18 protein-coding genes are annotated in these 20,403 nt (G+C 57.0%); 13 read left to right on the forward strand and 5 right to left on the reverse strand.

From position 1 onward, the window contains the following. Nucleotides 1-91: 91 nt before the first annotated feature. Nucleotides 92-400, forward strand: a complete 309-nt coding sequence (locus OSH04_RS07670) for a hypothetical protein (protein ID WP_083054226.1) — start codon at nucleotides 92-94, stop codon at nucleotides 398-400. A gap of 31 nt (nucleotides 401-431) precedes the next feature. Continuing rightward, nucleotides 432-770, forward strand: a complete 339-nt coding sequence (locus OSH04_RS07675) for a hypothetical protein (protein ID WP_083054227.1) — start codon at nucleotides 432-434, stop codon at nucleotides 768-770. Nucleotides 771-883: 113 nt separating this feature from the next. On the opposite strand, the gene OSH04_RS07680 is transcribed toward OSH04_RS07675, so the two are convergent. The 3 genes from OSH04_RS07680 to OSH04_RS07690 form a co-directional block, all read right to left on the reverse strand. Next, nucleotides 884-1,588, reverse strand: coding sequence for a GntR family transcriptional regulator (locus OSH04_RS07680; RefSeq protein ID WP_083054228.1), 705 nt, complete (start codon nucleotides 1,586-1,588; stop codon nucleotides 884-886). A 113-nt stretch (nucleotides 1,589-1,701) separates the two neighbouring features. Next, nucleotides 1,702-2,130 (reverse strand): hypothetical protein, encoded by a 429-nt coding sequence (locus OSH04_RS07685; protein WP_035271368.1) that lies wholly within the window; start codon nucleotides 2,128-2,130, stop codon nucleotides 1,702-1,704. 204 nt (nucleotides 2,131-2,334) lie between these two features. After that, nucleotides 2,335-3,348 carry a TetR/AcrR family transcriptional regulator gene (locus OSH04_RS07690; RefSeq protein ID WP_230940627.1) on the reverse strand — a complete coding sequence of 338 codons (1,014 nt, stop codon included), beginning with the start codon at nucleotides 3,346-3,348 and terminating at the stop codon, nucleotides 2,335-2,337. A gap of 507 nt (nucleotides 3,349-3,855) precedes the next feature. Here OSH04_RS07690 and lldP point away from each other — a divergent pair. The 11 genes from lldP to OSH04_RS07745 all read left to right on the forward strand — a co-directional run bounded on the left by lldP (nucleotide 3,856) and on the right by OSH04_RS07745 (nucleotide 19,100). After that, nucleotides 3,856-5,523 (forward strand): L-lactate permease, encoded by a 1,668-nt coding sequence (gene lldP / locus OSH04_RS07695; RefSeq protein WP_035271369.1) that lies wholly within the window; start codon nucleotides 3,856-3,858, stop codon nucleotides 5,521-5,523. A gap of 78 nt (nucleotides 5,524-5,601) precedes the next feature. Further along, on the forward strand, nucleotides 5,602-6,381 hold the full coding sequence (gene lldR, locus OSH04_RS07700; protein ID WP_009462556.1) for a transcriptional regulator LldR: 780 nt from the start codon (nucleotides 5,602-5,604) through the stop codon (nucleotides 6,379-6,381). Next, nucleotides 6,378-7,517, forward strand: a complete 1,140-nt coding sequence (gene lldD / locus OSH04_RS07705; protein ID WP_026484948.1) for an FMN-dependent L-lactate dehydrogenase LldD — start codon at nucleotides 6,378-6,380, stop codon at nucleotides 7,515-7,517. Before lldR ends, lldD begins: the two co-directional genes overlap by 4 nt. 2 nt (nucleotides 7,518-7,519) lie before the next feature. Continuing rightward, entirely contained in the window at nucleotides 7,520-9,241 is a 1,722-nt protein-coding gene (dld, locus tag OSH04_RS07710) for a D-lactate dehydrogenase (protein ID WP_266108201.1), read from the forward strand. Between the two features lie 295 nt (nucleotides 9,242-9,536). Then, nucleotides 9,537-11,324, forward strand: a complete 1,788-nt coding sequence (locus OSH04_RS07715) for an ABC transporter ATP-binding protein (protein WP_266108202.1) — start codon at nucleotides 9,537-9,539, stop codon at nucleotides 11,322-11,324. Next, on the forward strand, nucleotides 11,318-13,084 hold the full coding sequence (locus OSH04_RS07720; protein ID WP_266108203.1) for an ABC transporter ATP-binding protein: 1,767 nt from the start codon (nucleotides 11,318-11,320) through the stop codon (nucleotides 13,082-13,084). Before OSH04_RS07715 ends, OSH04_RS07720 begins: the two co-directional genes overlap by 7 nt. After that, nucleotides 13,084-14,028 (forward strand): ABC transporter permease, encoded by a 945-nt coding sequence (locus tag OSH04_RS07725; protein ID WP_115634300.1) that lies wholly within the window; start codon nucleotides 13,084-13,086, stop codon nucleotides 14,026-14,028. The genes OSH04_RS07720 and OSH04_RS07725 overlap by 1 nt, the downstream gene beginning before the upstream one ends. Continuing rightward, the gene (locus tag OSH04_RS07730; protein WP_266108204.1) at nucleotides 14,025-14,966 is read left to right on the forward strand and encodes an iron chelate uptake ABC transporter family permease subunit; all 942 of its coding nucleotides are present in this window, start codon (nucleotides 14,025-14,027) and stop codon (nucleotides 14,964-14,966) included. Before OSH04_RS07725 ends, OSH04_RS07730 begins: the two co-directional genes overlap by 4 nt. After that, nucleotides 14,963-15,739, forward strand: coding sequence for an iron ABC transporter ATP-binding protein (locus tag OSH04_RS07735; RefSeq protein WP_115634302.1), 777 nt, complete (start codon nucleotides 14,963-14,965; stop codon nucleotides 15,737-15,739). The genes OSH04_RS07730 and OSH04_RS07735 overlap by 4 nt, the downstream gene beginning before the upstream one ends. Continuing rightward, nucleotides 15,736-16,740 carry a siderophore ABC transporter substrate-binding protein gene (locus OSH04_RS07740; RefSeq protein ID WP_266108205.1) on the forward strand — a complete coding sequence of 335 codons (1,005 nt, stop codon included), beginning with the start codon at nucleotides 15,736-15,738 and terminating at the stop codon, nucleotides 16,738-16,740. Before OSH04_RS07735 ends, OSH04_RS07740 begins: the two co-directional genes overlap by 4 nt. A gap of 107 nt (nucleotides 16,741-16,847) precedes the next feature. Beyond that, entirely contained in the window at nucleotides 16,848-19,100 is a 2,253-nt protein-coding gene (locus tag OSH04_RS07745; protein WP_266108206.1) for a TonB-dependent receptor, read from the forward strand. A 158-nt stretch (nucleotides 19,101-19,258) separates the two neighbouring features. On the opposite strand, the gene OSH04_RS07750 is transcribed toward OSH04_RS07745, so the two are convergent. Together OSH04_RS07750 and cueR are read right to left on the reverse strand one after the other, a co-directional pair. Continuing rightward, nucleotides 19,259-19,807, reverse strand: a complete 549-nt coding sequence (locus tag OSH04_RS07750; protein ID WP_021447025.1) for a GNAT family N-acetyltransferase — start codon at nucleotides 19,805-19,807, stop codon at nucleotides 19,259-19,261. Nucleotides 19,808-19,925: 118 nt separating this feature from the next. Further along, complete coding sequence (gene cueR / locus OSH04_RS07755) at nucleotides 19,926-20,402, reverse strand: Cu(I)-responsive transcriptional regulator (protein ID WP_009463760.1); 477 nt, start codon at nucleotides 20,400-20,402, stop codon at nucleotides 19,926-19,928. Nucleotide 20,403: the final 1 nt, after the last annotated feature.

Raw genomic sequence — 20,403 nt, forward strand, 5'->3', positions numbered from 1 at the left:
CAGTGATTCCACGCGGCCCCCTCCCCCCTCAAAATTCTGAATGCTGAGGGCAGCATGCCCCTAATCGTTCTAGCCATGGATGGAAAAATTCATGAAAAACAATATTGTCTGTTTTCTCTTGCTTGCATTGCCATTTTTTTCTTCTCACGCCGCGTTACGAGGGGACGGCCAACGGAAAGTCGAGTTCAGGGCCGTGATCGAAAATCTGGATTTAAACAACTCCTTCTCCTACTGGCAGCTCATTGAGCGCGTTGAGTACGTCAGCGCAGACCTTTACAGAATCCATGCAGGCCACTGCTTCATCGATGTTTCGCTTACAACCATCCCCTTTCCTGAGGGCTTTGTGGGCGCGCGCCAATTCGAGTTGAGCTATAGCGAAAAACAATGCCCGGAAGAATAAATTCCCCCACACCCCAAGAAAGGAACTAATAATGAACACCTTCTCTATCTCGGTACTGACACTCATGGCCAGCCTTGTAGTCGCTATAGCGCCGGTACAAGCCAAAGGCTCTCAATCCGAAATGGACCGACTAAACCAGGAGTACAACGACGCCCAGTTTTGCGCAGCACTGCTCAACAAACTTGGGGGAGATGAAAACAAGAAAAAAGCCTCTCTAGCACTGGCTGAGGCCAAAAACATAGCACCTGAAATAGGCAACATTACGGCGGACGACTTCAACGAATCGTACCGTGCGCTCGAGGGAATCATAAAAACTGCAGATCAGAATGAAATGCAGCAATTTACTGAACTCTGCACGAAACGCTGGTAAAAACCGAGGCAAGCTCAGCAGAGACGGGAGTCCTGAACAAGGTAAAAATCACCATTTAAAACGTCGGCTCTCCCGGTCACCAACAAAACGTACACCGTTGTTGTGCGTCACCGCTACATGTAGTTCAGTTTGAAGCGTCGCTTGAAATGCTCGCTGCGCCACCAGCCCTTGCCGCTTTGCACCGGTTTGTTATCGGTATTGAACAGATCAATACGCTGCACAATCACGGCCTGGTTCTCCTTGATCCAGAGCTGCTTGGCCATGTCTGCCGACGCGTTGGCCATGCTGATCTCTTCTTGCGCATGCTTGATGGGCACGTTCAGCACGCCAGTCAGCATCTCTACCATAGTGTGTGTTTCCAGAGCCTGTTGCTCGATACGTTCTCCTATCGAGCGTAGCAAGTAGTTCTCAGCAAAATAAAGGGGCACCGCTGACCTGTAGCGCACCGCTTGCAGCTTATAAACCGGCTCATCGGAAGCGAAAAACTCAGCAATGTCTGCTGGCGGAGCGACCAGCCCCCAGCTGGCAATCTGGGTGGTGGTGTCTTTGCCCAACTGCACCAGATCATTGATGGAGCTCAGCTCCCAGGAGCCGGTGTTCTTGCGTTCCAGCACAAAGGAGCCTCGGCTGGGAAAACGCTCGATCAAGCCATTGCGCGTCAAGATCGCCAGGCCCTGGCGCACGGTGATGCGGCTGACGCCAAACATCCCCCCTAGCTCGGCCTCCGTAGGCAAGCGGTCGCCGGGCTTCAAGCGACCGTCCTGGATATAGCGGGTCAGCTTGTCGGCAAGCTGCTCATACAGTGGTTTTGTACTCACTTTTTTATCTCATCCCTGTTGATGACGCTCTGCTGCGGGCTCTCCCTACGTGCTGTGTTCCACCTGCGGTATCAACAGAAAATCGTTGGTTCCCCTGCCAGTAAGCCATCTTCTTATTCGCGTTCCAGCAGGCCTTTGATCAGAAACATCTCGGCCTCATGGACACAGGAAATTTGCTCCCATGCCGCATCGCTTTGTGTAGCCAAACGCCAGGTCAGCAAGCTCACTACACATTTGTCTGCGCCCAGCTTGAGCACCTCGCCTGGGATAACACGCGACATATTACGAAACTGCATCGCCTCCTTGCTGGCGCCCACCTCGTAATCCACCTGAAAGCGGTCTGCATCCACATTCAGGCGCACATAGGTTTCCTGGCCGCTAAAGACCGAGGTCCCCTTGAACAGGCCCGGTTCCACTTCGCTGCGATTCGCACTGCCCCAGGCCCACTGACCTTGCAAGATGCCATCGGACATGATTTCAAAAGCGACCTTAGCCGGGCGCTCCACCAGGATGCTACTGGAATGACAATGTGGATCTTTCACGTACTTGCTCCTGTGACGAATGCTTATTGTTATGACAATGTTTTTATTGTCATGCCAAAGGAAAACCGAGACTAGACGGGAAAACACGTACAGTTCAGCGAAAGATTGTCCATAACAAAGCCGCTGCCTCTCAACCCGGAGACGCAGCGGCTTTGAAACCTGAAGCAAAGCGCTATCAGGCGATGGACTACTGTCTGTTATGTCCTAACTTGCTGTCACCCACTGCTGGATGAAAGCGCGCAGCTCGTCGGGGCTGGAGGCCACACCCCCGGGTACGCGATAGACCTTTTCCAAAGGCCCCACCATCTCCTGCAGGGCAGGCAGATTGGCAGGGTCATCGCACATCATCACAATCCCGCGGCAATAACGACCGAAGCCTTCACGATGTGCCTTTAACCACAACACCGCTTTCTTGCGCCCTTCCGGGTCGCCGGGAGTGGAAGGATCGGGCAGGCTTTCGTAGACCAGAACGAACTCTTTTTCGGCCTTGATCAGGGTTTCCATATCGTCCAGCCATTGCGTGGCCAGCTCCAGGGTCAAGGGGAACTCGCGCACCCTTGCTATCGGCAAAGCGGATGTATCCAGAAACTGGGTGGAAAAGTCAGGAGAAATGTCTTGCTCACTCATTGCTAAAGCTCCTTGAATCAGGGCTGTCATGCCCAATTGCAATATGCCCTCCATCTCGACCTCCTCCACGACCCGTTCCACGGCTGCACGTGGCTCCCGGCCAGCCACGGCATAGACCGTATCGGCAACCGCCAGGCAATGAAAGGCCACCGTTCCCATCAAGTAACGCGAGCGCTCGAAGGACACGCCATAAGCCTGAGCAATGTGCTCTTGATGTTCCCGGATCTTGTCCAGCATGGAAGGAGTCGCCACCAGCCGGCGTATCACATAGGGCGTGATGCCCGGATTGGCTTTCACAAAAGCCTGTGTCGCCGCACTGAACAGCTGCAGATAGTCTTCCAGGCTGCCTTGAACCGGAGTCGTGGCTCGAGGCACTTGCCAGCGGCTGAAAATTTCTTCGGCCACCAGTTGTTTAAGCCCTTCCAGATTACCCACATGCTTGTACAGCGCCATCTGGCTGACACCCAAAGCGGCCGCTACCCCCACAAAGGTGATGTTGGGCAGGCCAATCTGAATACCAGCGTCGGCAATCCGTGCTCGGGTGATGGTGGGAGGACGTCCGCGTGGCGCGGGCGCCTGAGGGGTTGGCATATCTATGTTGACCCTTTTGATGACAGCAGCGCGGTAGTACCTGCCACTGCCTCTTATTTAATTTATGAAACTCTACTAATTAGAAGCCTAGTTTACATCCACGATAATGATTCTCAATATCATTTTTTGCAAAGCGAGTGTTCCTGCTGATGAAGTCGCAAGACATCGACCTGAACGAGCAACAGCGTAACCCGATTCCTCCCGCCCCATCCTGGCAAAAATAGTCAGGCACAGAGACTTTTCACGCCTGAAAACCGTGTGACAGCCCCTGCCCGTTCCACCTCTCATTTCTGGTTTTTAACCTAAATTGGTCAGACCAATTAATTGGATAAAAAATTGTTTATTCTTGAATCGTTAGGGTAAACACTTAGATTCAATAAAATAATCCTTTCTATACAATGCGCTCTGTTCTTGACGATCTCAAGAAATGGTCAGACCAATTTAACGACCTTCAGGCTCGCTTGCGATACAAGCGCCTCCCATTTGCTCCTGCGGAGATAGAACAACATGCAACAAGCGTGGCTGCAGCAATACGATCCCACCGGCAATATCTGGCTGTCGGCACTGATCGCCCTTATTCCGATCATCTTTTTTTTCCTGGCCCTGACCAAGTTGCGCATGAAGGGGTATCTGGCAGGGACGATTACCGTCTTGCTGGCCCTGGGCGTTGCCCTGTTTTTCTATCGCATGCCGGTTTCCACTGCGCTGGCCTCGGTGGTGTATGGCTTTTTCTATGGGCTGTGGCCGATCGCCTGGATCATTGTGGCCGCCGTTTTTCTGTACAAGATTTCGGTCAAGACCGGTCAGTTCGACATCATTCGCGCCTCCATCCTGTCCGTCACGCCTGACCAGCGCCTGCAACTGATCCTGGTGGGTTTTTGCTTTGGCGCCTTCCTGGAAGGGGCAGCCGGTTTTGGTGCACCCGTTGCCATTACTGCCGCCTTGCTGGCTGGCCTGGGTTTTCGCCCCTTGTACGCGGCCGGTCTGTGCCTGATTGCCAATACCGCCCCGGTGGCGTTCGGTGCCATGGGTATTCCTATCATCGTGGCCGGTCAGGTATCGGGTATTGATCCCTTTGAAATCGGCCAGATGGCTGGTCGCCAACTGCCTTTCATGACGGTGATCGTGCTGTTCTGGCTGATGGCCATCATGGACGGCTGGCGCGGTATCAAGGAAACCTGGCCTGCCGTACTGGTCGGTGGCGGCTCCTTCGCGCTGGTGCAGTTCCTGACCGCCAACTACATTGGCCCCGAGCTGCCGGACATTACCTCGGCTCTGGTTTCCCTGGTTGTACTGACCCTGTTCCTGAAAGTGTGGCAACCCAAGCGCATCTTCCGTTTTGAAACACAAGAAGGCTCGCCTGCTCAGGACAATCTGGCCGATCAGGCCCCTACCGTACTGAGCACTGGCCGCATCATCAAAGCCTGGTCGCCCTTCATCATCCTGACTGCCATGGTCACGATCTGGAGTGTGCAGCCCTTCAAAGCCTTGTTTGCTGCCAATGGCCCGCTGGCGTCGACCATCGTGAACATTCCTGTGCCCTTCCTGCACAATCTGGTCGACAAGGCTCCACCCGTCGTGGCCTCGGCCACTCCGTATGGCGCGGTCTACTCCTTTAACTGGCTCTCTGCCACCGGCACCGCCATTCTGATTGCCGCCTTGCTGACTATCCTCTTTTTGCGCATGAAACCCGCAAAAGCGGTGGAAACCTTGGGCGAAACCTTCAAGGAACTGGCTGTACCGATCTACTCGATTGGCATGGTGCTGGCCTTTGCCTTTATCGCCAACTACTCCGGCCTGTCCGCAACTTTGGCGCTGGCCCTGGCTCACACCGGCAAAGCCTTCACCTTCTTCTCGCCCTTCCTGGGCTGGATTGGTGTGTTCCTGACTGGTTCCGACACCTCTGCCAACGCCTTGTTTGGTGCCTTGCAGGCAACCACGGCACAGCAGCTGGGTCTGCCTGAAGTGCTGATGGTGGCCGCCAACACCACAGGTGGCGTGACCGGCAAGATGATCTCGCCCCAGTCGATCGCCATTGCCTGCGCGGCAGTGGGTCTGGCCGGCAAAGAATCCGATCTGTTCCGCTTTACCGTGAAACACAGCTTGATCTTTGCGGTTCTGATTGGCCTGCTGACTACCCTGCAAGCCTATGTGTTACCTTGGATGATTCCCTAAGGGCCCGCCCTCATCCTTCATCTGCAAGGCGCGTATACGCGTGCCTTGCAGATTTATTTTTCCGGTATCTCAAGAACTATGCGCCTCTCTGATCACGTTGCCCAACAATTGCTGGCGCTGATTCAATCCAGCGATTTCAAGGCCGGGCAAAGACTGCCTGCCGAGCGTACGTTGGCAGCTCAATTGAATGTGTCGCGTGCATCGCTGCGCGAGGCTATTCAGCAACTGAACAGCCAGGGCATTTTGCGCAGTCAGGTAGGTTCAGGCACTTACCTGGCCTCCCAAACGCCCCAATGGACCCAGCGCTCGGTAGACCCGCTGGCCGCCCTGATGCTGTCCGATCCCCAGTACCGTTACGACGTGCTGGAAGCGCGCATTGCTCTGGAGAGCAGTACCACCTGGCACGCCGCGCTGCGCGCCTCGCCCGAAGACAAGGACAAGATTCTGCAATGCTTCGAGCAAATGATTCGCTACCAGCAAAGCGGCGATACCGTGCAGTCCGCCCGCGCCGATGCCCAGTTTCACCTGGCCGTGGCCGAAGCCTCGCACAATCTGGTGCTGGTTCAGGTCATGCGGGGCCTGTTTGATCTGGTGCTCAGCAGCGTGACGCAAAACCGGGACATCATCATGTTCGTGCATGACTCCCCCGAGACCATTGTCAATCTGACGGCGCAACACGAAGCCCTGGTCAAAGCCATTGTCGATGGCGATCCCGCTCAAGCACGCCACGTTGTGAACGAACACCTGGGCTACGTACGCAACACCCTTCTTCAGGCTGACGAAGACCTTGCACGCCGCGAACGTGCCGCGCGCCTGCAAACCCCTCCTTCCGTCTTATCCGACCCGACTCTGCCATGATTATTTCCTCCTCGACCGACTACCGGCGTGCCGCCCAAAAACGACTGCCTCCTTTCCTGTTCCACTACATTGACGGCGGTGCCTACGCCGAGCACACGCTGCGCCGCAATGTGGACGATCTGGCCAATGTCGCCCTGCGCCAGCGTGTCCTGAAGGACATGAGCCAGCTCGATACCAGCATTGAGCTGTTTGGTGAAAAACTGTCCATTCCGGTGGCCCTGTCCCCGGTAGGTCTGACAGGCATGTACGCGCGTCGGGGGGAAGTCCAGGCTGCCCAGGCAGCCGATGCACATGGCATTCCCTTCACCATGTCGAGCGTGTCAGTCTGCCCGATCGAGGAAGTTGCCCCGCGCCTGAAGCGGCCCATGTGGTTTCAGCTGTATGTGCTGAAGGACCGCGGCTTCATGCGCAATGCACTGGAACGCGCGCAAGCTGCAGGCTGCAGCACCCTGGTCTTTACCGTAGACATGCCCGTACCTGGCGCCCGTTACCGCGATGCGCATTCGGGCATGAGCGGCCCGAATGCCGCTCTGCGTCGCTATGCACAGGCTGTCATGCACCCGCGCTGGGCCTGGGATGTCGGTCTGCTGGGTCGCCCGCACGATCTGGGCAATATCTCGCGCTACCTGGGCAAGCCTACGGGTCTGGAAGACTATATGGGCTATCTGGGCGCGAACTTTGACCCCTCGATTTCCTGGAAGGATCTGGAGTGGATACGCGAATTCTGGAAAGGCCCCATGCTGATCAAAGGCATTCTGGACCCCGATGACGCCCGCGATGCCGTGCGCTTTGGTGCCGATGGCATCATCGTCTCAAATCACGGCGGCCGTCAGCTTGACGGCGTCTTGTCCTCGGCACGCGCGCTGCCTGCCATTGCCGATGCCGTCAAAGGCCAGATCAAGATTCTGGCAGATTCGGGTATCCGCAGTGGCCTGGACGTGGTACGCATGATTGCCCTGGGTGCCGACGCTGCCATGCTGGGCCGCGCCTACATCTATGCCTTGGCCGCCGCCGGGCAATCCGGCGTGGACCACCTGCTGGGCCTGATTGAAAAAGAAATTCGGGTCGCCATGACACTGACCAGTGTCAGCAGCATTTCCCAGATCACCTCTGACCTGCTTGTACAGGAGTCTTGACCATGTCAGTTTCCACCAGCGCTGCGGATTTGTTGCAGCAACTGCGCTCTATTGTCGGCAACCCTCACGTCCTGACGGACGACCGCAGCACGCGTCGTTACCGCAAGGGCCATCGCACGGGTGAAGGCAAGGTATTGGCCGTTGTGCGGCCCGGAACGCTGCTGGAACAATGGCGCAGCCTTCAAGCCGCTGTCGCTGCCGATTGCATCGTGATCATGCAGGCGGCCAACACCGGCCTGACAGGCGGCTCCACCCCCGACGGAGACGACTACGACCGCGACATCGTGCTGATGAACACCATGCGTCTGCAAGGCATACAAGTCATCAACGATGGCCAGCAAGTTGTCTGCCTGCCCGGTGCCACGCTGGACCGTCTGGAACAGACCCTGGCCCCGCTGGAGCGTGAACCCCACTCGGTGATTGGCTCCTCGTGTATCGGCGCCTCTGTGCTGGGCGGTGTTTGCAATAACTCCGGCGGTGCGCTGGTACGACGCGGCCCGGCCTACACGGAATTGACGCTGTACGCGCAAGTGCTGGACGATGGCACCCTGCAACTGGTCAATCACCTGGGCATCAATCTGGGAGATACCCCGGAAGAAATTCTGAGCCGCCTGGAGCAAGGCAAATACAGTGTTGCGGATATCATCAACGACCCGGAACGCAAGGCCAGCGACCCACGCTACGCCGACGATGTGCGCGATGTGGATGCCCAGACCCCGGCTCGTTTCAATGCCGACCCTTCGCGCCTGTATGAAGCCTCCGGCTCGGCCGGCAAGCTGTGCATTTTTGCCGTGCGTCTGGATACCTTTCCCAAAGAAGCCAGTACCGTTTTCTACATCGGCACCAATGACCCAGACGAGCTCACGGCCGTGCGCCGTCACCTGCTGACGGAACTGCCCCGCCTGCCCATTGCGGGCGAGTACATCCATCGCACCGCCTACGATATTGGCGAGCAATACGGCAAAGACACCTTCTTGCTGATCGACCGTTTTGGTACCGCCAAAGTGCCATCCGCCTTTGCCATGAAAAGCCGTGTGGATGGCTTTTTTGAGCGCTTTGGCTGGCGCGGCGTCACTGATCGCGTAATCCAGGCCATCATGAACCGTCTGCCCAGCCACCTGCCGCCGCGCATGCGTGAATGGCGCGACCGCTTCGAGCACCACCTGCTGCTGCGCGTCTCCAACGACACCGCGCAGGCCACACGCGAATTTCTGAGCCAGCAATTTGAAGGCAGCCAGCAAGGTGCCTATTTCGAGTGCGATGCCGAAGAAGGTCGCAAAGCCTTTCTGCACCGTTTTGCCATTGCCGGTGCTGCCATCCGCTACCGCGAGGCGCACCCCGACAGCGTGGAAGATATTGTGGCGCTGGACATTGCCTTGCGCCGTAATGACAAGGAATGGGTGGAGCAACTGCCGGACGATATGGAAAAAGACATCGTCCACAAGCTCTATTACGGCCACTTCCTGTGCCACGTATTCCACCAGGACTACATCGTCAAAAAAGGCGTGGTCCCTCTGGATATGGAACACCGCATGTGGAAGTTGCTGGATGAACGCCGTGCCGAATACCCGGCCGAGCATAATGTTGGCCACCTCTATATCGCCAAACCTGCCCTGGCCGGCTTCTACCGCGAGCTGGACCCGACCAACACCTTCAACCCTGGCATCGGCCACACCTCGCGCCGCAAATGGTGGAGTGTGTGCTGCGGCGGCAAACACGACTAGCCCCCCCTTTTTCTTGAAGGCACTCACGGGCTGCAAGCCATTCCCTTGCTTGCAGCGCAGTCCGCCCTTCAATAAACCGTCCGTCATGCAGACCAGCAGGCCCCCAAGCTCGACTTGGTGGGCCTGTTTTTTTGTGCATTGTGACAAACAGAACACAAAAATATTCTGCCGTCTTTCCTATTTAGTTTAATAGGTTCCACTAATTCAAAATTTAGATTACATTATCGATAATGATTCTCAATACCTTATATTGAAGAGCCGGATTCTCCGGCTTTTTAGATACTTACCACCGCTCATGACCACTCGTGAAACTGCTACGGACGTGCGTAAAGAGCCTGGCCCCATCAGCCAGATCCTCAGCTCCATACGCTCACGTCTGATTGTTGCCGCCGTTCTGGCGGCCTTGGGTTCAATGCTGACCCTGGTGCCTTTGGCCGGAATCGCCCACATCGCCAAGCTGACTTTGGGCAATACCCTGTCTGGCGAGCTGCAAGGCGATATAGGCTGGACGGTGCTATTGAGCATCATCAGCATGTTTGCAGGCCTGGCCCTGATCTCGGCAGGCGAGCTGCTGGCCCACCTGGCCGACAATCAGCTGACACGCGGTCTGCGTCTGAGTGCCGCCCAGAGGTTAGCCAAGGTGCCGCTAGGCTGGTTTACCGGCCAAGCTTCAGGCGAAGTGAAACAAGCCATGCAGGATGACATCGCCACCCTGCACAGCCTGACCGCACACTTTTACACCTCGGTCGGCCGCGCCGTCGGTGCTATTGCGATCTCGGTGCTGTACCTGTTCGTCATGGACTGGCGTATGGCCATCGTGGCTCTACTGCCCTTCCCCGGTTTCTTCCTGTTTTTGCGCCACGCCATGAAAGCCAGCAGCGCGAACATGCAGGGCTTTGTCGAAAAGCTGGGCCGCTTGAATAGTGCCACCGTGGAATTTGTCAGCGGCATTCCCGTGGTCAAGGCCTTTGGTTCCAATGGGCAGGCACATGGCGGCTATAGCAAGGCCGTGGATGGCTTTGCCGACGCCTTTCTGAACTTTGCCCGCCCTTTGGTGGCCCGCATGGCTCACGCCCATGCCATGATCGCTCCGGTCACGGTTCTAGGTGTCGTGCTGATCTTCGGTACCCTCTTCAGCTATTTGAACTGGATTGCCCCGGTAGACATTCTGCCCTTCGCCCTGGTGGCTCCCGGCATTTGCGCCCCCCTGCTCTTGCTGCATACCCTGCTGCACGATCTGGGCGGGGCAACGGGTGCTGCACAGCGAGTACAAGCCTTGATGAAAACACCCGTACTGGAACCGCTGAGCACTGATCAGCAACAAATCCCGGCAAATCACGAAGTGCGAGTCGAAAACGTCAGCTATGCCTACGGCGAAGGCCATCAGGCACTCAGCAATATCAGCTTCACCCTGGAACCGGGCACAGTCACCGCGATTGTGGGCTCTTCCGGCTCTGGAAAATCCACCATCGCCCGCCTGCTGCTGCGCTTTTTTGACCCCAACGAAGGCCGCATCACCCTGGGCGGTGCCGATCTGCGCCAAATCGAATCCACCGAACTTTACCGCCGCATTGGCTTTGTGCTGCAAGAGGTGCGCCTGATCAATGCCAGCGTGCGCGAGAACATTGCGCTGGGCCGCCCCTCGGCCAGTCAGCAAGAGATTGAAGACGCCGCCCGCGCCGCCAATATTCACGACCGTATCTTGACCCTGCCTCGTGGCTACGACTCTGTCGTGGGTGAAGACGCCCAACTCTCGGGCGGCGAGCGTCAGCGCGTCAGCATTGCGCGCGCTGTCCTGCTGGACCCACCCATTCTGGTGCTGGACGAAGCCACCGCCGCTGCCGATGCCAGCAATGAAGTGGCTATTCAAGATGCTCTGTCACGCTTTGCCCAAGGCCGCACCTTGCTGGTCATTGCTCACCGCCTGGACACCATCATGCACGCGGATCGCATTCTGGTGCTGGAAGACGGCGCGATTGTGGAGCAAGGCAGTCACACCAGCCTGCTGGCTGAACAAGGCCGTTACGCACGGCTCTGGACCCTGGGTGGCTACGACAACCGTTCCAAGGACACATCATGCTAAAGACCCTGATTCAGTTGCTGGGTACGGATGCCCCCATTTTCCGCCGCTATGGCTGGATGGCTGTTTTATACGGCCTGCTGTGCGGCCTGACCATGACTACCTTGGTCCCCGTTTTCACTCATCTGCTCAATGGCGAGCCCAAACAAGCAGGCGGCTGGTTGCTGGTCCTGCTGCTTGGGGTGGCTGTCTGCTGGGCTTGGCGCCGCCATGTGGAGCAGGCTGGTGTAAATGTTGGGGCCGCCATCCTGCAAGGTGGCCGGCATCGTCTGGGCGAACATATCGCCCAACTGCCCGTAGGCTGGTTCTCCGCTCAAAACACCGCGCGGCTTGGGCACATCGTCACTCAAGGCATGATGTCGGTGGCCCAATTGCCTGCACACGTCTTCACCCCGCTGATCGCCGGAGTTGTGACGCCGCTTGTGCTGGTCGTGGCGCTGTTCATTCTGCATTGGCCGCTGGGTTTGATTGCCCTGATCGCGTTGCCTTTGCTGGCGGGTGTTCTGGCACTGACCGCCCATTTGGGACGCAAGGCTGATGATGCCTTCCAGGCCCACTTCGCCCATGCCAGCCAGCGCGTGGTGGAGTTTGCCCAAGCCCAATCCGTGCTGCGTGCCTTCAATGGCGAAGGCGGTGGCACCCGTCTGCTGGAAGAAGCGATTGAACGCCAACACCAGGCGGGTAAGAAACTGATCTGGCAATCCACGGCCTCGGCGGTACTCAATGCCTGGGCCGTACAAGCAGCCTTTGCGGCCTTGCTGATTGCCGCCACGCTTTGGCTAAACAGCCATACGGGTCTGGGCCTGAGCAGTGCAGAAGTCATCGCCGTCATCGTGTCCTTGCTGCTGAGCGCACGCTATATCGACTCCTTGCTGGAAGTGGCCAGCTACGGTGAAGTGCTGCGCAGTGCACGCGGCCAACTTGATGCGATTCAAGAACTGTTTGCCGTTCAGCCCCTGCCCGAACCCGCTTCGCCCCAAACTCCAAGCGACGGCTCGATTGTGCTGAACAATGTGCATTTCCGCTATGCCGCCGACAAGCCCGATGTACTGAATGGCGTCAGCCTGAACATTGCACCTGGCAGCATGGTGGCCTTGATCGGGGAATCCGGCTCAGGCAAAACCACACTGGCTCGTCTGATTGCCCGCTTCTTTGATGTCAGCCAGGGCAGTGTCTCCATAGGAGGCGTGGATGTACGCCAGATCGGCAGCCCCGTACTGGCCACGCAAATCAGCCAGATTTTTCAGGACGACTATCTGTTCGCAGGCAGCATTGCCGAGAACATACGCCTGGGAAAACCGGACGCCAGCCAGGCCGAGTTGATGGAAGCGGTAGAACAAGCCGGTGTCAGCGAAATCATCGCGCGCTTGCCAGAAGGTCTGAACACAACGGTGGGCGAAGGCGGGGCCCGCCTGTCCGGGGGCGAGCGTCAACGCATCGCCATTGCGCGCGCTCTGATCAAGAACGCCCCCATTTTGCTGGTGGACGAAGCCACTGCCGCACTGGATGCCGAAAACCAGGCGGCCATTGCCCAGGCTTTGGCCCGTCTGCGTGGCAAGCGTACCCTGATCGTGATTGCTCATCAGCTCTCTACCGTAGCCATGGCCGATCAAATCGTGGTGCTGGAGAACGGCCAGATTATCGAACAAGGCCCACCGGCCCAACTGCGCGAAACCCAAGGCCGTTATACCCACTTCCTGAACCAGCGTCATGCCGCCAAAGGATGGCGTATTGCCACCACAGCCCAGAATAACGGTGTGTGATGCGAGCTAGATCTTTTGTGCTGTTGTTTCTGATGCTCTGCAGCCTGTCTTTGCTGATAGGTGCACGGCAAATCAGCTGGGCACAATTATGGAGTTTTTCAGGCGATGCCTGGCTGACACTGAGCGCCAGCCGCCTGCCCCGTCTGGCGGCACTGGTCTTGAGTGGCATAGGCCTGTCTGTCTGCGGGGTGATCTTGCAGCACATTGTGCGCAATAAGTTTGTGGAACCGGCCACCTCGGGCGGGCTGGATGCCGCCAAGCTGGGCATTCTGATCGCCCTGACCCTGGCCCCCACCAGCGGCACATTGGGCAAGCTGCTGTTTGCCCTCTTGTTCTGCTTTGCCTCCAGCCTGATCTTCATCGCTGTGGTACGCCGCATCCGCTTCAAGAACACCGTGCTGGTACCGGTGATTGGCTTGATGTATGGCGGTGTGCTTAGCGCCATTGCCGAGTTCTATGCCTACCAGCACCAGATTTTGCAAAGCATGCAGGGCTGGATGCTGGGCGACTTTTCCAAGATCGTGCAGGGCAACTACGAAATCATTTATTTGATCCTGCCCATTGTGTTGCTCACCTATCTGTATGCGCATCGCTTCACAGTGCTGGGCATGGGCGAAGGCATGGCCACCAGCCTGGGCCTGAACTATTCTGCCACCGTGGCCCTGGGTTTGATACTGGTCGCGGTTACCGTCTCGGCCACTGTTATTACCGTAGGGGCCATTCCCTTTATCGGCCTGGTCATCCCCAATCTGGTGGCGCTGCGCTATGGCGACAACCTGGGCCGTACCTTGCCCATTGTGGCGCTGGGTGGTGCCAGCCTGCTGCTGGCTTGCGACATCCTGGGCCGCCTCATTATCTACCCTTTTGAAGTCCCTATTGGCCTGACCGCAGGTGGCGTGGGTGGCCTGCTGTTTCTGTTCCTGATCTTCTGGAGGAACCGATGAAACGGCAACATCTGGTCTGGATCCTTTTGCTGGTACTGGCACTGAGCTTTGTGTTCTATCGCTCCGGCCTGGACTTCGACTACATCATCCCCAAACGACTGAACCGCTTGGCAGCCATGGTCATTGGCGGCATCTGCATTGCCTGGTCCTCGATTATTTTCCAGACCATTACCGGCAACCGGATTCTGACACCCGCCATCATGGGATACGAAGCGGTTTACCTGCTGTTCCAGTCCCTGCTAATTTTGCTGCTGGGCACACAAAGTCTGGTGATGCTGGGCGCCAATGGCAATGTAGTGCTGTCCATTGTGCTGATGCTGGCCTACTCGCTGGCAATCCATCACTGGCTGTTTCGCCAGGGCAAGAACAATGTGTATTTCCTGCTGCTGATGGGGCTGGTGTTGACCATGATCATCAGCACCTTCACCCAGTTTGTGCAGCTAAAGATCAGCCCCGGCGAGTTCTCCATTTTGCTGGGTTTTAGCCAAGCGTCCTTTAACCGGGCCGAGCCTTTGCAACTGCTGGTTTCCGCCCTTCTGGTGGGGAGCATTTGCCTGGGCAGCCTGCGCAGCTTGCCCACGCTGGACGTGCTGTCTTTAGGCCGCGAACAAGCCATTTCTTTAGGTGTCGACTATCGCCGTACCGTGCGCATCCAGCTGGCACTGATTGCTGCCCTGGTGGCTATTTCCACCAGCCTGCTCGGGCCCACTGCCTTCATGGGGATTTTTGTAGCCAACACCAGCTATGCGCTGGCCCGCAGCTTCCGACACCGAATCACGCTGCCGCTAGGCTGCGCCATCGCCATCGTCATGTTTTTGCTGGCACAGATAGCGGTGGAACACATTTTCAATTACCGCACGACCGTCGGGATACTCGTCAACCTGGTGTGTGGCGCGTACTTTCTGGGACTGATGGTTCGTACCCGAGGCACTGCATGATTACGATCAATCAGCTCTCCAAACACTACAAGAAGAAGACCGTGCTTTCCAAAGTCAGCACACAGTTTCCTGCCGGACAGCTCAGCTCCCTGATCGGCCCCAATGGTGCCGGTAAAACCACCTTGTTGATGAGCATTGCCCGTTTGCTGGAGGCCGACGAAGGCCAGATCCAGCTGGACGGCCGCAACATTGCGGATATACGTATTGCCGACTATGCGCGCCGGGTGGCCACCTTGCGCCAATCTCCTGATTTCAATCTGCGCCTGACCGTGGAAGAACTGGTCGCCTTTGGCCGCTTCCCCTATAGCCGCGGCGTGCTGACGGATGAAGATCAACAAGCCATCTCCGACGCTATTCAGTTTCTATCGCTGGAACCCTTGCGCCAGTCCTATCTGGACGAGTTGAGCGGCGGTCAGCGACAGATGGCTTTTCTGGCCATGACCATTGCCCAGCAAACGGATTATTTGCTGCTGGATGAGCCGCTGAACAATCTGGACATCAAGCACGCTGTTCAGATCATGCGCGCCTTGCGTCGGCTCTGTAACGAGTACGGCCGTACCGTGATTCTGGTGGTGCATGACATCAACTTTGCCGCCAACTATTCCGATCACATTGTGGCCATGAAAAACGGTGCACTGTACTGCGCAGGACCGGTGTCAGAGGTCATCACGCAAGCACGGCTGACCGAACTTTATGGCCTGGATTTCGAGATTACACACAGCGAGCGTGGCCGCCTGTGCAATTACTTCACCCCATCAGGAGAACTAGCATGATCGCCAAACACAGATACGGGCTGATAGCCCTGTTTGTGGCCGCCAGCTTTGCCTTGCAAGGCTGCGAGAAAAAGACCCAGGCAGCGGCGGAAACCCCGGCACCGCAAGCCGCCGTCAGCCCGCAGGACAGTGCCCGCTATGAACCGATTGTGGTCGAACACAAGCTGGGTTCGACACGCATCGAAAAACTGCCACAACGCGTCGTGGCGCTGGACATGAACGAAGTGGATTTTCTGGATGCCTTGGGTGTCCCGGTGGTGGGCATGCCCAAAGACTTCATCCCGGCATTCCTGGACAAGTATAAAAATGCCCCTGAAATCCAGGACACCGGCGCAATTGTGCAACCCAATGTGGAACAGGTTTACGCCGCCAAACCGGACCTGATTCTGATCACCTCCTTGCAAGCCAATCACTACAAGGAACTGAGCCAGATCGCCCCCACCATTCACTTTGACGTGGATTACCGCGATAGTCAGGTCAACCACATTGAAGTCATCAAGAATCACCTGCTGACTCTGGGCTCGATTTTCAAGAAAGAAGAGTTGGCCCAACAAAAAGTGGCCGAACTGGATGCCAAAGTCGCCCAGGCCAAAGAAATCACCCAGGATCGTCCTGAAAAAGCCCTGATTGTTCTGCATAACAACGGCTCGTTCAGCTCCTTCGGGGTGCAGTCCCGCTACGGTTTTGTATTCAATGCACTGGGCGTACAGCCTGCCAGCCCGACGGTAGAAACCGGCCTGCACGGACAGCCTGTTTCCAGCGAGTTCATCCAGCAAGCCAACCCGGACATCATTTACATCATCGACCGTACCGCCGTCATGGAACGTCGCCCTGCCCTGAACGCCGACAGCTTGAGCAACCCGCTGCTGCGTGAAACCAAAGCCTGGCAAAACGGTCGTGTGGTATTTGCCAATGCCGAAGCCTGGTACGTGACTGCCGCCAGTGTCACCTCGCTGAAATTGATTATGGATGACGTGATCAAGGCCTACCAACACCCATGATCTAACGGTTTTTACACGGGCAAATAGATAGTAACGCGACTCAATCCAATTTCTATTTGCCTTAATCAAAGCAAAGAAACACACCCCGCTACATAAAGGAAACTGGCATGTACACACCACGCCACAATGGGACGTTTGCGCCCTCGATACGTAAAATCGGCAGTTCCAGCCGCTCCGGCTTTGCCCTGGACCGCACTTTCAGCGCCGTGCAAATGGCATTAATACTGGGCTTGGGAGCCAGCGCGCTGGCCTTGATGGCCTCGCCTGCGCAGGCACAAAACAGTACGGCTGCCCAGGCCGATGGAGTCGTCACCCTGCCGTCCGTTACCGTCAAAGGTCAGCGCGACAAGACCGTCGAGAGCTACGCCGGTGGACAAGTCGCCACCGGCGGACGTGTCGGTTTGCTGGGCACCAAAGACTTCATGGAAACGCCCTTCAACACCATCAGCTATACCGAGCAATACATAGCCGATCAACAGGCGCGTGACATCAGCGAAGTGATCGCCAAAACCGACCCCAGCGTGTTCATGAGCGGCATCGCAGGCGAGAGCAACGAAAGCTATTCCATCCGCGGCTTCCGTTCCGATGTGGGTGATGTCACCGTCAACGGTCTGGCCGGGATGGGCGGCTACTACCGCAACTCACCCGAAGCCTACGAGCGCGTCGAGGTCCTGAAAGGCCCCTCGGCCCTGCTTAACGGCATGCCGCCCAAAGGCTCGGCAGGCGGCGCCGTCAACCTGGTCACCAAACGCGCCGGCGACGATCCCCTGTTTCGCGTCACAGGCAGCTATATGTCCGACTCGCACTTTGGTGGCCACGTGGATCTGGGCCGTCGATTTGGCGAGGACAAGCAGTTTGGTGTACGCCTGAACACAGCCTACCGCGATGGTGAAATTGCCGTCAAAGACCAGGACAAGAAAATTACCCAGACCTCTTTGGGCCTGGACTGGCGCGGTGAGCGTGTCCGCTTGTCTGCCGACCTGTTTCACAGCAAAGACCGCGCCTACGGCCTGACACGCGGCCTGACCTTGAATCCCGGCGTAGAACTGCCCAAACCACCCAAACCCGATGTGTCGTGGAACCCGCCTTGGGCTTTTTACGACACCACCGATAAAGGCGCCATGATCCGTGGCGAGTTCGATCTGAACGATCAATTCACCGCTTACGCCGCCGCCGGTATCAGCCGTACCAAATTCAGATCCAATATGGGCGCTGGTCAGGTGATCAATAACGCAGGCGACTTCAGGATCAACTTCAGCGGCGTGGCCGACGAGATGCGGCGCAAAACCGCTGAAGTGGGTCTGATGGGTAAGCTGCAAACCGGCCCGGTCAGCCATCAATTCGCGATCAACGCCACGCAGTACAACGAAGACTACGACCTGAGCGGCTTTCGCAACTTGCTGCCCACCGCATGGGAAACCAATATCTACGATCCCGTCTGGGGTCCAGAGCCTTCCTTGCCGAACAATATTCCGCTGATCAGCACCACTAAAACTCGCTTGAAGAGCATCGGTTTTGCTGACACCCTGTCCTTTGCCGAGGACCGCGTACAAGTGACACTGGGCGCACGCCGTCAGCAAGTGATCAACGAGAGCTTTAATGGCACCACCGGCCAGCGTACAGGCGAGCGCTACAAGGAAAGCGCAACCACTCCCGCCGTCGCTTTCCTGGTGAAAGCCACTGATCAAGTCTCGGTCTACGCCAACTACATCGAAGGCTTGTCCCAAGGCGCGATTGCTCCCAACACCGCCGCCAATGCAGGTCAGGTTTTTGCCCCCTTCAAAACCAAGCAGAAGGAAGTGGGCCTGAAGCTGGATCTGGGTGACTTTGCCCATACCCTGGCCCTGTACGAAATCAAGCGCCCCAGCAGCTATACCGACCCATTTACCAACGTGTTCTCCTTTGGTGGCGAGCAACGCAACCGGGGCATTGAATGGGGCTTTTTCGGCTCCCCCATGGAAGGTGTTCGCTTGATGGGTGGCGTGGCTTACTCCGATCCGGAAATCACCAAAGCCGCCAACCCGGCTGAAGAGGGCCGCCAGGCCACGGGCCTGCCCAAGTGGCAAGCCAAGCTGGGCGTGGAATGGGATGTACCCAACTTGCAAGGTCTGACCGTGATGGCCAACGCCACCACCTCATCCAAGCAATACCTGAGCGCGGACAACTCCCTGTCCATCCCCGGCCATACCGTGTTTGATCTGGGCGCACGCTATCGCACCAAGATCTCCGGCCGTCCGCTGACCTTGCGGGCGACGGTGAATAACGTAGCGAACAAGGCTTACTGGGCCAAGCCGCACTTCACCAGCCTGGGTGTGGGCGCACCACGGACTTTCATGTTGTCAGCAACGATGGATTTCTAAGCTGAAGAGCTGAATTTGATGACAGGGCCTTGTTGCAGCTGAGTGGTGTGACAAGGCCCTTGTTTGATGACAAGCAGATGCTGCTATCGGTATTTTCAGGTGAACTCACCAGCGGTCGACTCACCAGTCAGCTAACTGGCGTACAACTGAGCAATTTCTTAAGCCACGAAGCACAACAGGTGAATATCTTCCGGGTCCAGCTCAAATAAACGCGGATCTGGCTCTGGCGCGATTTCAAAGCCGTGGGCCATATAGAAATCCACCGTATTCACCGAAGGCGTGGCCGAGGCATAGACCGCCTTCGCGCCCCACTTAACAGCCTGCTTCTTGGCCTGATCCAGCAACCATACGCCCATCCCCTGCCCGCGCAAGGACTGGCTGACATGCAGAAAGAACAACTGACGCCACTCCCCCTGTGGTCCCAAGGGCAGGCTGTCCAGGCCGACGGCGGCCAGCAGGCTATCACCCTTGAATACGCCCATGAACCAGGAGCCTCGATGAAAAGCGTCCTCATGTTCCGGGTGATATTTCTCCGGGTCACCTTCCGGCCAACCCCGCAAATCAATATCAGCCGCTTGCTTGTGCAAGACGCCATCGCGCAGCTCGTACAAACCGTCAATCCGTTCACTACGGTCTATAGACCACAACAGATTCAGTTCGGTTTCTTTCAAAGGGCGCAGCGTCAAGCCTGGAGGTAAAGAGGGCATGGTAATCAAGGTGATGTATTTCGGGTTTGTAGAGGATTGAATCCGCCTCAACGCTCAACCAGGGAACTCGCCTGGCCAAGTCCCGCATGAAACTTGCCCCCTGAGTGAACGCGCCCGATTATAGGCGTACATCGCTCTGAATGCCTCGGCGAACAGGACGGCGCAAGACCGTAGCAGCTCGCAAATCGGGCTGTGGATCACGATCCTCTGCCTGCGCCAGCGTACTTAAAATCGAGCAGTCAGGCTGTTCATCACCCGGACAACAACCAATGGATGCTTCCAGCGCCAAGGCCATGTCCTGCATGTTTTTAATGCGGCTGCTCAGCTCAGTCAGATGCTGTTGAGCGACCCGCTTTACATCTGCACTCTGACGCGACGGGTCGTGCCACAGGCTCAGCAAATCACCAATGGCTACCATGGAAAATCCCAGATCGCGAGCACGTCTTATAAAGCGCAAGCGCTCCACATCTTTTCGGCTATACGTCCGGTAACCCGCAGCAGTGCGCTCGGTTTCCGGGATAAGGCCAATCTGCTCGTAATAACGAATCATTTTGGCCGACACTTTGGATACCTTGGAGGCTTCACCAATATTCATC

The sequence above is a fragment of the Alcaligenes nematophilus genome, from assembly GCF_026344155.1.
Classification (GTDB): domain Bacteria; phylum Pseudomonadota; class Gammaproteobacteria; order Burkholderiales; family Burkholderiaceae_B; genus Alcaligenes; species Alcaligenes phenolicus.

Bases quoted from the DNA above. Each gene is read 5' to 3' on its own strand.
- OSH04_RS07670 (WP_083054226.1), top strand. From the start codon at position 92: ATGAAAAACAATATTGTCTGTTTTCTCTTGCTTGCATTGCCATTTTTT.
- OSH04_RS07675 (WP_083054227.1), top strand. From the start codon at position 432: ATGAACACCTTCTCTATCTCGGTACTGACACTCATGGCCAGCCTTGTA.
- OSH04_RS07690 (WP_230940627.1), bottom strand. From the start codon at position 3,348: ATGCCAACCCCTCAGGCGCCCGCGCCACGCGGACGTCCTCCCACCATC.
- lldP (WP_035271369.1), top strand. From the start codon at position 3,856: ATGCAACAAGCGTGGCTGCAGCAATACGATCCCACCGGCAATATCTGG.
- lldR (WP_009462556.1), top strand. From the start codon at position 5,602: ATGCGCCTCTCTGATCACGTTGCCCAACAATTGCTGGCGCTGATTCAA.
- lldD (WP_026484948.1), top strand. From the start codon at position 6,378: ATGATTATTTCCTCCTCGACCGACTACCGGCGTGCCGCCCAAAAACGA.
- dld (WP_266108201.1), top strand. From the start codon at position 7,520: ATGTCAGTTTCCACCAGCGCTGCGGATTTGTTGCAGCAACTGCGCTCT.
- OSH04_RS07715 (WP_266108202.1), top strand. From the start codon at position 9,537: ATGACCACTCGTGAAACTGCTACGGACGTGCGTAAAGAGCCTGGCCCC.
- OSH04_RS07720 (WP_266108203.1), top strand. From the start codon at position 11,318: ATGCTAAAGACCCTGATTCAGTTGCTGGGTACGGATGCCCCCATTTTC.
- OSH04_RS07725 (WP_115634300.1), top strand. From the start codon at position 13,084: ATGCGAGCTAGATCTTTTGTGCTGTTGTTTCTGATGCTCTGCAGCCTG.
- OSH04_RS07730 (WP_266108204.1), top strand. From the start codon at position 14,025: ATGAAACGGCAACATCTGGTCTGGATCCTTTTGCTGGTACTGGCACTG.
- OSH04_RS07735 (WP_115634302.1), top strand. From the start codon at position 14,963: ATGATTACGATCAATCAGCTCTCCAAACACTACAAGAAGAAGACCGTG.
- OSH04_RS07740 (WP_266108205.1), top strand. From the start codon at position 15,736: ATGATCGCCAAACACAGATACGGGCTGATAGCCCTGTTTGTGGCCGCC.
- OSH04_RS07745 (WP_266108206.1), top strand. From the start codon at position 16,848: ATGTACACACCACGCCACAATGGGACGTTTGCGCCCTCGATACGTAAA.
- OSH04_RS07750 (WP_021447025.1), bottom strand. From the start codon at position 19,807: ATGCCCTCTTTACCTCCAGGCTTGACGCTGCGCCCTTTGAAAGAAACC.
- cueR (WP_009463760.1), bottom strand. From the start codon at position 20,402: ATGAATATTGGTGAAGCCTCCAAGGTATCCAAAGTGTCGGCCAAAATG.